The organism is Flagellimonas sp. 2504JD4-2 (assembly GCF_053642935.1).
This window is the reverse complement of sequence record NZ_JBSIOV010000001.1, coordinates 1,050,964-1,064,154: the sequence shown is the minus strand read 5'-3', so window position 1 is coordinate 1,064,154 and position 13,191 is coordinate 1,050,964. Positions and strand designations below refer to the sequence as shown.

Annotated in this window: 13 protein-coding genes; 3 read left to right on the top strand and 10 right to left on the bottom strand. The window is 41.7% G+C overall.

What is annotated here, in order from left to right; all coding sequences use genetic code 11:
• Window positions 1-4: 4 nt before the first annotated feature.
• The 9 genes from ACULLH_RS04825 to ACULLH_RS04785 form a co-directional block, all read right to left on the bottom strand.
• Window positions 5-715: a sulfite exporter TauE/SafE family protein gene (locus tag ACULLH_RS04825; protein ID WP_454087591.1), complete on the bottom strand. Its 711-nt coding sequence runs from the start codon at window positions 713-715 to the stop codon at window positions 5-7.
• Between the two features lie 3 nt (window positions 716-718).
• Window positions 719-1,165: a FixH family protein gene (locus tag ACULLH_RS04820; protein WP_454087590.1), complete on the bottom strand. Its 447-nt coding sequence runs from the start codon at window positions 1,163-1,165 to the stop codon at window positions 719-721.
• A gap of 11 nt (window positions 1,166-1,176) precedes the next feature.
• The gene (ccoG, locus tag ACULLH_RS04815) at window positions 1,177-2,586 is read right to left on the bottom strand and encodes a cytochrome c oxidase accessory protein CcoG (RefSeq protein ID WP_454087589.1); all 1,410 of its coding nucleotides are present in this window, start codon (window positions 2,584-2,586) and stop codon (window positions 1,177-1,179) included.
• Window positions 2,587-2,660: 74 nt separating this feature from the next.
• On the bottom strand, window positions 2,661-3,551 hold the full coding sequence (locus ACULLH_RS04810; protein WP_454087588.1) for a cbb3-type cytochrome c oxidase N-terminal domain-containing protein: 891 nt from the start codon (window positions 3,549-3,551) through the stop codon (window positions 2,661-2,663).
• A gap of 4 nt (window positions 3,552-3,555) precedes the next feature.
• Window positions 3,556-3,741: a CcoQ/FixQ family Cbb3-type cytochrome c oxidase assembly chaperone gene (locus ACULLH_RS04805; RefSeq protein ID WP_136467587.1), complete on the bottom strand. Its 186-nt coding sequence runs from the start codon at window positions 3,739-3,741 to the stop codon at window positions 3,556-3,558.
• A gap of 101 nt (window positions 3,742-3,842) precedes the next feature.
• The gene (gene ccoN / locus ACULLH_RS04800; protein WP_454087587.1) at window positions 3,843-6,047 is read right to left on the bottom strand and encodes a cytochrome-c oxidase, cbb3-type subunit I; all 2,205 of its coding nucleotides are present in this window, start codon (window positions 6,045-6,047) and stop codon (window positions 3,843-3,845) included.
• Between the two features lie 2 nt (window positions 6,048-6,049).
• A complete protein-coding gene (gene ccoS, locus ACULLH_RS04795) occupies window positions 6,050-6,259 on the bottom strand; it encodes a cbb3-type cytochrome oxidase assembly protein CcoS (protein ID WP_454087586.1) in 210 nt (69 codons plus the stop codon).
• 59 nt (window positions 6,260-6,318) lie between these two features.
• Window positions 6,319-6,774: a hypothetical protein gene (locus tag ACULLH_RS04790; protein WP_454087585.1), complete on the bottom strand. Its 456-nt coding sequence runs from the start codon at window positions 6,772-6,774 to the stop codon at window positions 6,319-6,321.
• Window positions 6,761-9,160, bottom strand: coding sequence for a heavy metal translocating P-type ATPase (locus ACULLH_RS04785; RefSeq protein WP_454087584.1), 2,400 nt, complete (start codon window positions 9,158-9,160; stop codon window positions 6,761-6,763). Before ACULLH_RS04785 ends, ACULLH_RS04790 begins: the two co-directional genes overlap by 14 nt.
• 119 nt (window positions 9,161-9,279) lie before the next feature.
• Between ACULLH_RS04785 and ACULLH_RS04780 the strand changes: the two genes are divergently transcribed.
• From ACULLH_RS04780 to ACULLH_RS04770, 3 genes are all read left to right on the top strand, one after another.
• On the top strand, window positions 9,280-9,969 hold the full coding sequence (locus tag ACULLH_RS04780) for a Crp/Fnr family transcriptional regulator (protein WP_454087583.1): 690 nt from the start codon (window positions 9,280-9,282) through the stop codon (window positions 9,967-9,969).
• A gap of 84 nt (window positions 9,970-10,053) precedes the next feature.
• Window positions 10,054-10,956, top strand: coding sequence for a universal stress protein (locus ACULLH_RS04775; protein WP_454087582.1), 903 nt, complete (start codon window positions 10,054-10,056; stop codon window positions 10,954-10,956).
• Window positions 10,957-11,060: 104 nt separating this feature from the next.
• Complete coding sequence (locus ACULLH_RS04770) at window positions 11,061-11,996, top strand: threonine ammonia-lyase (protein ID WP_454087581.1); 936 nt, start codon at window positions 11,061-11,063, stop codon at window positions 11,994-11,996.
• A gap of 4 nt (window positions 11,997-12,000) precedes the next feature.
• On the opposite strand, the gene ACULLH_RS04765 is transcribed toward ACULLH_RS04770, so the two are convergent.
• Complete coding sequence (locus tag ACULLH_RS04765) at window positions 12,001-13,104, bottom strand: bestrophin family protein (RefSeq protein WP_454087580.1); 1,104 nt, start codon at window positions 13,102-13,104, stop codon at window positions 12,001-12,003.
• Window positions 13,105-13,191: the final 87 nt, after the last annotated feature.

Genomic DNA, 13,191 nt, shown 5'->3' with positions numbered 1-13,191 from the left:
CCTTTTAGGGTTGATGGCATTCAATGTTGGCGGATGCTGAATTCGTTGAAACTTGCTTTGGTGAAACATAAGGAATTCCCAATCCCAACCCCCTTATAATAAACAAAACTCCAACAAGTACCACAAAAGCTGGAATCAATTTCCGTAAACTCTGTTTTAAAGGGTTTTTGAAAAGTCCTTTGGAGAATACCACGGCTGTCATCAATGGGATGGTACCAGCACCAAACAGAATCATATAGAAACCTCCTTGCATTGCATTTCCATAGGCTATGGCACCCAAAAGGGCCATATAAACCAATCCACAAGGTAAGAAGCCGTTTAAAAAGCCAATGGTCAATAAAGCATCCGGAGTCTTTTTGTTCAGTTCCGCACCCAATCGAGATTTAACTTTGGCCAAAACCCTGTACACTGGTTTTGAGAATTTACCGGTCATAAAATACTTACTGGGCAGCAGTACCAATAAAATCATAACTATCCCAACCCCTATGGAGAGTTTTTGCTGGATTCCGAATAAAGAAAGCCCTCTACCCAACAACCCGAACAAGATTCCTATTACACCGTAGGCCAAAAGGCGTCCGATATGATAGATAGCAACCTGGGTGAGCTTTTTGACATTGTTTTGATGATCCAACGGCAACATAAAGGCAATAGGACCGCACATGCCCAAGCAGTGCAAGCTTCCCAAAAAACCCAATATGAACGCCGATGCCAACATTGTCTAATACGTTAATCGTTCTTTGAACAAAAATTTGTTTCCTTCGTATTGCCATTTTATGGTAATGTCCCAGCGACCGTCCACCAAGCGATTGTCAGGTATGAGCAAATGTGTTTTGGACAAACTTAAAGGAAAGTCTAAATCCAAATGCTTGTTAGACGGTCTATATAGGGACACTGTTCCCGTAATTTTTTTAGGGTCGAATTTTTCTGGAAAAAAAATGGTAATTCCATCTTTTGATTGCTCCAGCTTAAGTGTGGCACCCAATTCTGTCGAGGTATTGGATGCGTCAATTTCCTTTTGATAGGCCAATTCTTGTTTGTAGTATTCCTCGGTGACCAAATCATGGTTTGCGCTGTCATCCATACTCATGCGAACCACAAAGTATAGGATGAAGGTTATAAAAGCGATGAATGCGATTACAATTCCTGTTCCCCAGTTTATTTTCATCTCAGTATTTTTTAGTTATAACTTCTTGGAGCCAAAAATTGGGTCACTGTGGTCTCTATAAGCTCTTCACCACTGTAAACTCCTATTCTAAGCTTGTCTTTATCTCCAGTCAATGCTGAATTATTGATTTCAATGAACAATGTTCCTTCAGCAATTTCCTCAGCTGGAACCTTGAAACTTTCGCCAGAAACAACTTTTATGGTTCCCTTATGCGAAATAAGCTTAAAGCTTACCCCATCGATATCTTTGGAGGTCTTGTTAACCAATTTATAGGTATACACATTACTGATAATGTTGTTCGCTTTTCGTTCGTACAACTGCCCCGGCAATCGTAGAATATTCGCCTCAACATCATTCCTTAGAAACAACATTCCAATCAAAATACCCACTAGCACGGTCAAAACTGCGGTATAGCCCTTCATGCGAGCGGTAAACTTAAACTGGGACTTCTTGTTGATCTCATCCTCACTGGCATAGCGGATCAATCCACGAGGTTTTTTAATGCTGTCCATGATATGGTCGCACTCATCAATACAAGCGGTGCAGTTTACACATTCCAACTGGGTTCCATTTCGAATGTCAATTCCGGTCGGACATACATTCACACATTGAAAACAATCGATACAATCCCCATGGCCCAAGGCGTCGCGGTCTTCATTCTTACGAAATTTTTTGCGACCATTCTCCCCTTCTCCACGTTTATGGTCATACGCCACAACAATGGACTTATCATCGAGAAGCACCCCTTGCAGTCTTCCGTAAGGACATGCAATTATACAGACCTGCTCCCTGAACCAACCAAAAACAAAATAAAAGACCCCCGTAAAAATCAATAGCGGGACCATGGTTCCCAAATGGGCCATCGGACCATCAAATATGTACCGAATCAGTTTATCACTACCAATGAGATAGGCCAAGAAAATATTGGCAATCAAAAAGGAAATGATGAAAAAGATGGTCCACTTCAGCAATCTTTTGCGAATCTTTTTTCCATTCCAAGGGGATTTGTCCAATCTCATCTGGGCGCCTCGATCTCCATCAATCCAAAATTCAATCCTTCGAAAAACCATTTCCATAAAAATGGTCTGGGGACACATCCATCCACAAAAAATACGCCCGTAAGCCACGGTAAACAGCGCAATAAAAATTACCCCAGCAATCATAGAAACCACAACCAGGTGAAAATCTTGGGGCCAAAAGGGAAATCCGAAGATGTTGAATCGCCGCTCCAGCACATTGAACAACAAAAACTGGTGTCCATTGATCTTTATAAACGGAGAGGCAAATAGGAACAACAGCAGGCCATAACTCACATATTTGCGATACTTAAAAAAGCGTCCGCTCGGCTTTTTGGGAAATATCCATGCCCGCTTGCCTTCTTCCGTTATGGTTCCTATGGAATCTCTAAAATTATCTTCCATTGTGATCGTTTATCCCCTCCGTCCTTTCAGGAACTCTCCCCCTTAAAAAGGGGAGGAGCTTTTATTGTTTTATCTTATTCAGCTTCTGCATTTGGATCCACCCAAACATCTCCTTCAGGAGCTTTGGGATTTGCAGGTGTGGTGCCTTTCATCGTCATGATATAACTGGAAACTTGTGCTATCTCCAAAGGTTTCAAGCTTTGCTTCCATGCAATCATTCCTTTTCCAGCACGGCCACCTTCAGAAACAGTGGTAAAAATGTTCTTGATTCCTCCACCCAAAATCCAATATTCATCGGTTAGGTTGGGACCAATACCCCCACCTCCATCGGCCATGTGACAGGCTACACAGTTGGTTGTAAATATCTTTTCGCCAGCGGCCAAATCAGCTGCTTCGGAAAGGAACTCCACTGTATTGGCATCCACCAAATCCTTAGCTGTCTTCTTATATTCTTCAATCGCTACCCTTGCGGCAGCTACTTCTTGCTCATACTCTTCCGCTTGGGTATAATCACCTGCTATATGGAACCTGACAAGGTATATTACACTAAATACGATGGTCCCATAAAAGAGATATACCCACCAAGGCGGCAGTACATTGTCCAACTCACGGATACCATCGTAGTTATGGTCCATGATAATCTCACCTTCATCCTTAATAGCTCGGCTTTTGGTCAAGTTTTGGTAGACGTTCTTCGCCCATTTCCATTCCCATTTCTTGTTCTTGGAAGCCAAATATTTGGCTTTTCCTTCTTCAGAAAGTGTTTGGAACATTACATTTTCGATGGAATGTAATATCAGTTCTATAGCAATCAGGATCATCAAAACCAATAGCAGGAACAACTGCGTAATTGGATATTCGATAATTGCCGGTTTATCCCCGGAGTCTATAAAATATTCCATCAATCCGAAGATTAGGAAGAATAGTACTGGAATACGTATCCACCATGGTGTTCTTGTGCTCATACTACTAAAGTTTATTGTGTTGATCGTTATCTAAAGGCAATTCTCCCATCTCTTTGATGTGTGCTTTGGAGGCGGTAAACACCCACCAAAACAGCAAAACAAAAAACACGAAGAAGATCAAAAGCGATATCATAGGGTAACTGGCGATACCCTCGATACTTTCCATATGGTTTTTTACAAATTTCAACATAACGTTAATTAGATTTGAGATGTCAGATTTAAGAGGTCAGATAGAAAACTCTTTGATTTATCTCCTTTGTCTTACTTCTTAATTCTACCATCTGATTTCTTTTATTTTTTGTTTTGAGAGATTAATTCTTCAGTTTCTTGAACTTTGATATCAGTTCCCAATCGTTGCAGGTAGGCAATCAAGGAGACGATTTCACGATCTCGCATTTCAATAAAATCTTGACCGTTCTCCTGTGCATATTTCTTATCCGCTTCATAGGTTCTTGCAAACTCTGGATCTGCATACAGGTTTTTCTCGATCTGCTCAGCTTGTTCTGCCATGGATTGTGGTGCATTTGCTATATCCTCATCGGTATAGGGCACTCCCAACTTCACCATGACCTCCATTTTGCTTTGCACATCGCTTCTGTCGTGTTCATTTTGAACCAACCATTGATAGGCGGGCATTATGGAACCTGGCGAGGTTATCTGAGGGTCATACATATGGCTTAAGTGCCAATTATCCGAATATTTCCCTCCTATTCGAAGTAAATCAGGGCCGGTACGTTTACTTCCCCAAAGGAAAGGGTGATCATAAACGAATTCTCCAGCCTTGGCATACTCGCCATAGCGCTCTACCTCGCTTCTAAAGGGTCTTATCATTTGTGAGTGACATCCCACACATCCTTCACGTATGTACAAGTCACGTCCTTCCAATTCCAAAGGCGTATACGGTTTTACGCTAGTGATGGTAGGTATGTTTGATTTTACCAAAATCGTAGGTACAATCTGAATGATTCCCCCAATCAAAATGGCTATGGTAGCCAAGATGGTCAATTGAACCGGTTTTCTTTCCAACCAATTGTGGAAAGTCTCGCCAGCCACACGTCTTTTTGAAACCTTGGTCAATGCAGGAGCTTCTGCCAATTCATCTTCAACCCTACTTCCTTTTTTGATGGTTACGACAACATTATAGACCATAATTAGCATTCCCACTATGAACATGGTTCCTCCAATGGCCCTCATCCAGTACATTGGGATAATTTGGGTAACGGTCTCCAAGAAGTTTCCGTAAACCAAAGTTCCATCTGGATTAAATTCTTTCCACATCAAAGCCTGGGTGAAACCTGCAACATACATCGGCAATGCATAGAGTATGATACCCAAGGTGCCAATCCAGAAGTGTAGGTTGGCCAAACTCTTGGAATGCAATGTTGTTTTGAACATTTTAGGCACTAACCAATAAATCATCCCGAAAGTCAGGAAGCCGTTCCATGCCAATGCCCCAACGTGCACGTGTGCAATGATCCAATCACTAAAGTGAGCGATGGCATTTACATTTTTTAAGGACAACATAGGGCCTTCAAAGGTTGCCATACCATAGCCGGTAATGGCGACGACCATGAATTTCAATGTAGCATCGCTACGCACTTTGTCCCATACCCCACGGAGTGTCAACAAACCATTGATCATACCTCCCCAAGAAGGAGCAATCAACATTATGGAGAAAACAACCCCTAAATTTTGGGCCCAATCTGGTAGTGATGAATACAACAAGTGGTGTGGTCCAGCCCAGATATAGATAAATATCAATGACCAAAAGTGAACAATGGACAAGCGATATGAATAAATAGGTCTATTGGCCGCTTTTGGCACAAAATAGTACATCAATCCCAGGAAGGGAGTCGTTAAAAAGAAGGCCACCGCATTGTGTCCGTACCACCATTGCACCAAAGCATCTTGAACCCCGGCATACACCGAGTAACTTTTTAATGCAGAGACCGGCAATTCCAAACTATTGAAGATATGGAGTACCGCAACGGTCACAAAGGTGGCGAGGTAAAACCAAATAGCCACATATAAGTGTCGCTGTCTTCTTTTGAGAATGGTTCCGATCAGGTTCCATCCGAAGGCAACCCAAACCACGGCAATGGCCAAATCTATGGGCCATTCAAGTTCGGCATATTCCTTCGAGGTGGTATATCCTAAAGGCAAGGTAATGGCCGCAGCCACGATTATCAATTGCCATCCCCAGAAATTAAAATTACTCAAGGCATCGCTAAACATCCTTGTTTTGAGCAGTCGTTGCGTCGAGTAATAAACCCCTGCAAAAATTGCATTCCCCACAAAGGCGAAAATCACCGCATTGGTGTGAAGGGGACGCAGTCGCCCAAAACTTAACCATGAAATGCCATCCGTAATGTTCGGAAACAAAAACATAAAGGCCAACAAAAGCCCTATCAGCATTCCGACAACGCCCCAGAGCATAGTGGCGTATAAAAACTTTTGTACGATTTTGTTATCGTATCGAAATTGTTGTATTTCCATATTTATTGGTTTGTACTTTCAGTTTGTTTGATTTCTTGATTTTTAGAAATATTCTTGTCCGAATCGGTCAACAGCTCATCTTCAAAAAGCATTCTTACCGAAGGGGTATAGGAATCGTCATATTGTCCATTTCGTACTGAAAAGACAAAGGCTGCGAAAAAGACAATTGCAACGCTAATGCTTATTGCCAACAACACATATATAACACTCATACCTATACCAAATCTTGGGTAAAACTACTTTGATGGTTTCTCGTAAAAAATGACATATATCAGCTTTTGTTTTTAATTATCGTTGTGGCCAATGGTCGTTCCCGCATAAGGCTCAAAAGAGCAGCTACAATGACAAAATTCTTTCCGATATATTGTCCTAATAAGGTTGGTACCAAAGGTGGTTCTTGAAAAGATTCAGACGGAAACAATAGCAACGGGGTAAATGTTACCGCCATATGGAAAAGTGCCACTATTATGGTTTGTTTTCTCCATAAATTCATCAAAAGGCAAATCCCAATACCCACTTCCATAATGGCCAATAGGACAATGGAAAGTGAATCGGGCAAGAATCCAAAAGACAACTCATGAATTGTACTTTTGGCTAGGTTTTCGGCGGGACTAAGGCTCGGGAAAAATTTCAGGGTCCCGAACCATAAATACACCACACCAATACTTATGGCCAGTAAATTTGACCTCGCTTTTTCTCTTAAGTTTTCAAGTTTAGTTTGAATCATCGTTATTTTGAGTTGAGTTGAGTTTCTTTCCTATCAAGTTTGTCATCAGAGTAGTGAACACCACAATGCTTATAGAGCTTAAAGGCATCAAAATGGCAGCCACAACCGGCTGTAGCTGACCTGTTACCGCGAAGTAGAGTCCGACAAGGTTATAGCAGAGCGAAAGGATAAAGCTCATTTTTATAATCTTGATGGCTCCTTGCGAGAGTCTTACAAAAGTGGGCAACTTTGAAAAGTTGGAGGCATCCAAAATGCCGTCACAAGCTGGGGAAAAAACGTTGATATCCTCAGATATAGTGATACCCACATCACTTTGCGCCAATGCTCCCGCATCATTTAATCCATCTCCAACCATAAGCACTTTGCTGGATTCCTGCAAGCGCGCTATGAACTCGAGTTTGTCCTTGGGTTTTTGATCAAATAGTAATCTGGTTTTTCCTGGAAGTAGTTTTTGCAATCGGTTCTTCTCTCCATCATTATCCCCGGAAAGAATTCCTATGTCCATAGATCTGCCCAGATCTTTGAATAACTCTTCAACACCTTCCCTATACTTATTTTTGAATACAAACCGCCCCTTAAAGTCATCGTCGGAACTGACATAGACAGCGGTATTTGCATGGGATGCTGCCGTTTCTTCGCCTACAAATGTTGCAGAACCCACTTTAATGCTATGTTCCTTGCTCCTTCCTTCAATCCCAAGGCCCGTTTGCTCCTGAAATTCATCCAAAGTTTCAATGTCATTGGATTTTAGGATATTGTACAAGGACCTACTAAGTGGATGGTTAGATGCCCGTAGGGTAGTTTTTAGCAAAGCCTTCTCTTCATTGGTCAACGCTATTCCTTCATAGCTGACAATATCCTTGTTCGAGGTGGTAATTGTTCCGGTTTTATCAAAAATTGCCGTATCGACCTTGGCAAGCCTTTCGATTACGTTGGCATTCTTCAAATAAAATCCTCTTTTTCCAAAAATGCGAAGCATGTTGCCCAAAGTGAACGGAGCGGCAAGCGCAATAGCGCAGGGACAGGCGATAATCAAAACCGCAGTAAATACATTGAGCACCATAGATGGCATGTAGAACATCCAAAATATGCTCGCCACGATGGCAATACTCAAAACCGCGGTCGTAAAACGCTTTCCAATGCTATCGGTGAGTGACTGAAATTCGGAGACTTTGTCTTTTTGAAATACAGCATTACCCCATAGTTCGGTCAAATAGCTCTGCGATACGGATTTTAGCACCTCAACCTCAAGAACTCCTGAAAGTTGCTTCCCTCCGGCAAACAGTTTATCCCCGGATTCCTTGAAAATAGCTTGCGATTCCCCAGTTACGAAGCTGTAATCAATTTCAGCCTCCCCTTTTATCAAAATACAATCAACAGGAATAAGTTCCTGATTCCTTATCAACAATCGGTCACCGACCTCTACTTTGTAGACTTGTACACTCTCCTCCTTTCCATTGGAGTCCAATCGCGTCACTGCAATCGGGAAATAGGATTTGTAATCCCTTTCGAAAGAGAGAAAAGAATAGGTTTTTTGTTGAAAGAACTTTCCAAGTAATAAAAAGAATACCAAGCCCGTAAGGCTATCAAAAAATCCAGAGCCCAAATCGAAAACTATATCGGTGGTACTTCTTAAAAACAAGGTCAATACCCCAAGTGCTATAGGGACATCAATATTGAGAAGTTTGGAACGCAATCCTTTTATTGCGGACTGAAAATAATCTTGGGAAGCATAAAACACCACAGGAAGGGAGAAGGCGAACATCAACCAACGAAACACTGGTTTATATTGCTCCAACCAAAATTCCTCCACTTCAAAGTATTCCGGAAAGGAAAGCAGCATTACATTGCCAAAGGCAAAACCTGCAACCCCTAGTTTATAAATAAGTGACCTGTCTTTTTTCTGATTTTTTTTATTGAATTCTTCCAGGGAAATATAAGGTTCATATCCTATACTACTTAAAAGCATCACCAACGCCTTCAACGAAAAACCTGAAACTTCATAAGTGACACGAATACTTTTTTTCGGAAAGTCTACTTGGGAGTTTTTAACGCCAGAATGAAGTCGGTTCAGGTTTTCCAAAACCCAAATACAGGAGCTGCAATGGATGGTAGGTATGCTCAAATTCACAACTTGAATACCTTCTTCATCGAATTCAACAAGTTGTTTTACAATTTCCCTATTTTCAAGAAAATCGAATTTTTTAGGCACCTCATTTGGGGTAGTACCCGCCCTGGCTTCCAAATCGTAGAACTTTGAAAGTCCGTTCGAGGTGAAAATCTCATACACAGTTTTGCAACCGTTGCAGCAGAAATCCTTCTCATCAAAACAAACCCAATCTTTGCCACATTGATCTCCACAATGATAACATACCCTGTTTGTCATGTACATTTGCTTTACCTTTTGCAAATGTGATGCGCATTTTGGTGAAAAAACATGACATTTATCAGTTCTTGTTCAACACTTTACACCTAATTTTGTGGCATCGGGTAAATTAAAGAGTTATGGAGAGCAGGTGTGAAAATTGTATCATTAGGCAGTTCAACTCTCTGAGGGCCATGAGCAAAGAGGAGTTGAAGAAGGTTTCGGACACCAAAACCACCAAAAAAATCAAAAAGGGAGAACCTCTTTTTGAGGAAGGTGATAAGTTAAACGGTGTCTATTGTGTTCGGGATGGGGTTTCCAAGCTTTCGAAATTGAGTGCAAATGGAAAAGACCAAATAGTAAAGTTGGCCACCAAGGGCGAGGTCATCGGACAACGTTCGGTCATTGCAGAGGAATGCACGAACTTGTCGGCAATCGCCGTTAACGACATGGAGGTATGTTTTATCCCTAAGGAAAGTATAGTTCATACTTTACAAAAAAATCCGAATTTCACTTTGGAGGTCTTGCGGCATATGGCACATGACCTAAAGGAGGCTGATGATGTAATCGTCAATATTTCCCAAAAAACAGTAAAACAACGCATCGCCGAGGCCTTTTTATACCTTAAAAACAATTTTGGTGAGGATGAGGAGGGCTATTTAGCACTTACCCTATCACGGGAAGATATCTCGAATGTAGTGGGAACAGCAACGGAATCTGCCATCCGAATCATATCCGAATTCAAGAAAAAAGGATTGATCCACACTTCTGGAAAAAGAATCGGTATTAAAGATGAACGCAAGCTTACCGAGATGGTGGACGGCTTTTAAACGCGAATATTCCAAAAACTGACATTTGTCATAGTCTGCCCCAGTGCATCGACCTAATTTTATTCCATCTTTATTTTTGATGGAATGCAGAAAATTTTAATCCCTACCGATTTTTCAGAGAACGCTTGGAACGCCATTGACTACGCTATGCAGCTGTTCCGAAAAAGGAGTTGTACCTTCTATTTGCTCAACACCTATACCCCAGTTATCCCTAGTAGTCGTTTTATGGCCAAGATGATTGATGGAGTCCGAGTGGTCGATGCCGTAAGGAATTCCTCCGAGGAGGGATTGAAAAAAACAGTTGATCGCGTAAAACGCAAATACCGTAACAGCAACCATAAGTTCAAAACCATTTCATCTTTTAACCTATTAACAGATGAAGTGACTGATATTGTGGATTCGGAAGGTATTCAACTTATTGTCACCGGAACCAAAGGAGCCTCGGGAATCGAAGAGGTTTTTATGGGCAGCAACACGGTTAGAATCATCAAAAGCACCAAAAAATGCCCCGTTTTGGCTATTCCACAACATTTCAGATTCGTTAAACCTACAGAGATTGCCTTTGCGACCGATTTTAACAGATTCTATACCTCATCTGAGCTCAATCCACTTTTGGAATTGGCCCATATGTTTCAGGCTACCATACGCATTGTCCATGTTCAATATGGTATCAAGGCCCTATCTGAGCTGCAGCAATTCAACTTAAATATGCTCAGACGCTACTTGGATGGGACAGAACACTATGTGCACACGGTTTCTGAACTTCATTCTGTTTCCCAAACCTTGGAAATATTCTCCCAGGAGCTCGACATCCATTTATTGGCACTGTTGAACTATCAGCATAGTTATTTGGAAAAAATGACCCGCGAGCCTGTGGTAAAACGAACCGCATTCCATACCCAAATCCCTTTATTGGTCATTCCTGAATTGGGAATGGAGGGTGTTTCAAATGACTGGGAGGAACAGGAAAATATCGTATCCAAATAATCTTATGATCATATGGGGTTTATTTAGGATGGATTAAAACAGAATCTTCCCATCCTCCTTATATTTATGCATTGTTTTAGCACTAACAACGCATAATAAACTCGATGGACAAAAAACAGCTTATCGCGTGCCATGAGCGCATAAAACCGTTCATTCATAATACTCCCGTACTTACATCAAGACTCGTCGATGAGCTCGTTGACGCCCAAGTTTTTTTTAAATGTGAGAACTTTCAAAGAATGGGGGCTTTTAAAATGAGAGGTGCGACCAATGCAATCATGCAACTTTCCGAAGCGCAACGAAAAAGTGGTGTGGTCACTCATTCTTCTGGGAATTTTGCGCAAGCACTTTCATTGGCTGCCAATAGTTTGGGAGTCAAGGCTTTTATTGTAATGCCGAATAGTGCCCCACAGGTTAAAAAAGATGCCGTCAAAGGATACGGTGGCATTATTACGGAATGTGATTCGACCTTGGAAGCAAGAGAGCATACCACAGCGGAAATCGAACAGCGGGAAGGTGCTACATTTATACATCCTTCAAATGATGATGAGGTTATTTTGGGACAGGGAACTGCCTGCAAGGAATTAGTGGAGCTTCATCCAGATTTAGATGCTGTATTCACTCCCGTGGGTGGTGGTGGATTGATAGCGGGAACGGCCTTGGCCGCGAACTTCTTTAGTGAACATTGCATAACCGTTGGAGGAGAACCTTTAGAAGTTGATGACGCTTACCGCTCGCTAAAAAGTGGTGTTATTGAGACCAACGCTACCACAAACACCATAGCGGATGGCCTTAAAACCCAGTTGGGTGATAGAAACTTCCCCATTATCCAAAAATATGTGGACCACATCGTCCGGGTATCCGAAGCGGAAATTGTAGCAGCCATGCGATTACTTTGGGAGCGCTTAAAAATTGTGTGCGAACCCTCAAGTGCCGTTGCCTTGGCTGCTTTGATAAAAGACAAGCAGCAGTTTAAAGGAAAGAAAGTAGGGGTAATCCTTTCCGGCGGCAATGTGGATTTGGGAAACCTCCCTTTTTAAGAAATTACATCACAATATCATTCTTCCATTCGTAAGGTGCCGGGATATTGTCATCATCAATCAATTGACGGATATCAATTTCTATTCCCCTGCTCAAATCCGTTATGGGTACATCGTTGGGCCCACCTTCAAAGGGATTTTCAGTATTCTCACCAATGGCCTCCATGGTATGAAAAACCCATGCGACAAGCGCACTGAAAGGAATTGAAAACCACACAAAGTGTCTCCCGATAAAAAGCTGTAGGTTTTGGGTAAACTCAAAATAAGCAGGATTGACTTCCAAATAATCGACAACTTTGTTTCCAATAACCTCAAATCCTTCCATAATCCCGAAGGGGATCAATAAGATAAATATCCAAACAAAAACATAGTTCAGCGTTGCAAACTGGCGGGGATATGGAAAGTTTTTGATGCGCTCACTTTTTCCCTGTAAGGTGTAGAACTCGGTGAGCATTGACATCATTTCCATATGTCGGAAATCTTCAATGAGACCATCGTTCATTAATTCCCCCAACCTTCTGGATTGAATGCCCAACAATTGTGAAGCTTGATTTCCCTTGGCAAAAACCTCATCCATCTCCTGTCGGGAGATATATGGGGAAATCGCTTCTTCAATGGGTATGGTGTCTTCACAAACGGTGTATTGGGTAGCCCTGAATTCACTGTTCGATTTTGAATTCTTAAGGTGCATCTCCCAGGGTTTGTCCTTTCGTAATTGATACCGAAGTGCTGTTAACCAAGCTACATGACGATGGACCAATTCCTTCTTGATTTTCTCAAGTTCTTCATCATCCTTGGAACTTTTGGCGTGCGCATTGGTGATAAAATCCTTGACCATAATGGTCCATGACCTTGAGGCATTCACTATACCTCCCCATATTTTTCGGGCTTCCCAAAGCCGGTCGTAAGAAGCGTTGTTCTTAAAACTGACAATAAATGCAACAGCAGTACCCAGAACTCCGAGTGGAAGCCATGGTATATGCAACCATTTCCATCGAAGAATATCAAACAAAAAAACAGGGATAGTTGCCAATAGCAGAAAAAGAAAAATATGCCTTCGTGTCCATCTTATAACTCCCTTTACGGGAAATATGCGTCTTGTATACATGGGCTAAACAATCTAGTTGGTTCCACTACAAAATAGGGAATTTCAACAATTTAACCTCACTTGAGGTTGGCAAATAAAAAAAGTTAA

Bases quoted from the DNA above. Each gene is read 5' to 3' on its own strand.
- ACULLH_RS04825 (WP_454087591.1), bottom strand. From the start codon at position 715: ATGTTGGCATCGGCGTTCATATTGGGTTTTTTGGGAAGCTTGCACTGC.
- ACULLH_RS04820 (WP_454087590.1), bottom strand. From the start codon at position 1,165: ATGAAAATAAACTGGGGAACAGGAATTGTAATCGCATTCATCGCTTTT.
- ccoG (WP_454087589.1), bottom strand. From the start codon at position 2,586: ATGGAAGATAATTTTAGAGATTCCATAGGAACCATAACGGAAGAAGGC.
- ACULLH_RS04810 (WP_454087588.1), bottom strand. From the start codon at position 3,551: ATGAGCACAAGAACACCATGGTGGATACGTATTCCAGTACTATTCTTC.
- ACULLH_RS04805 (WP_136467587.1), bottom strand. From the start codon at position 3,741: ATGTTGAAATTTGTAAAAAACCATATGGAAAGTATCGAGGGTATCGCC.
- ccoN (WP_454087587.1), bottom strand. From the start codon at position 6,047: ATGGAAATACAACAATTTCGATACGATAACAAAATCGTACAAAAGTTT.
- ccoS (WP_454087586.1), bottom strand. From the start codon at position 6,259: ATGAGTGTTATATATGTGTTGTTGGCAATAAGCATTAGCGTTGCAATT.
- ACULLH_RS04790 (WP_454087585.1), bottom strand. From the start codon at position 6,774: ATGATTCAAACTAAACTTGAAAACTTAAGAGAAAAAGCGAGGTCAAAT.
- ACULLH_RS04785 (WP_454087584.1), bottom strand. From the start codon at position 9,160: ATGACAAACAGGGTATGTTATCATTGTGGAGATCAATGTGGCAAAGAT.
- ACULLH_RS04780 (WP_454087583.1), top strand. From the start codon at position 9,280: ATGGAGAGCAGGTGTGAAAATTGTATCATTAGGCAGTTCAACTCTCTG.
- ACULLH_RS04775 (WP_454087582.1), top strand. From the start codon at position 10,054: ATGCAGAAAATTTTAATCCCTACCGATTTTTCAGAGAACGCTTGGAAC.
- ACULLH_RS04770 (WP_454087581.1), top strand. From the start codon at position 11,061: ATGGACAAAAAACAGCTTATCGCGTGCCATGAGCGCATAAAACCGTTC.
- ACULLH_RS04765 (WP_454087580.1), bottom strand. From the start codon at position 13,104: ATGTATACAAGACGCATATTTCCCGTAAAGGGAGTTATAAGATGGACA.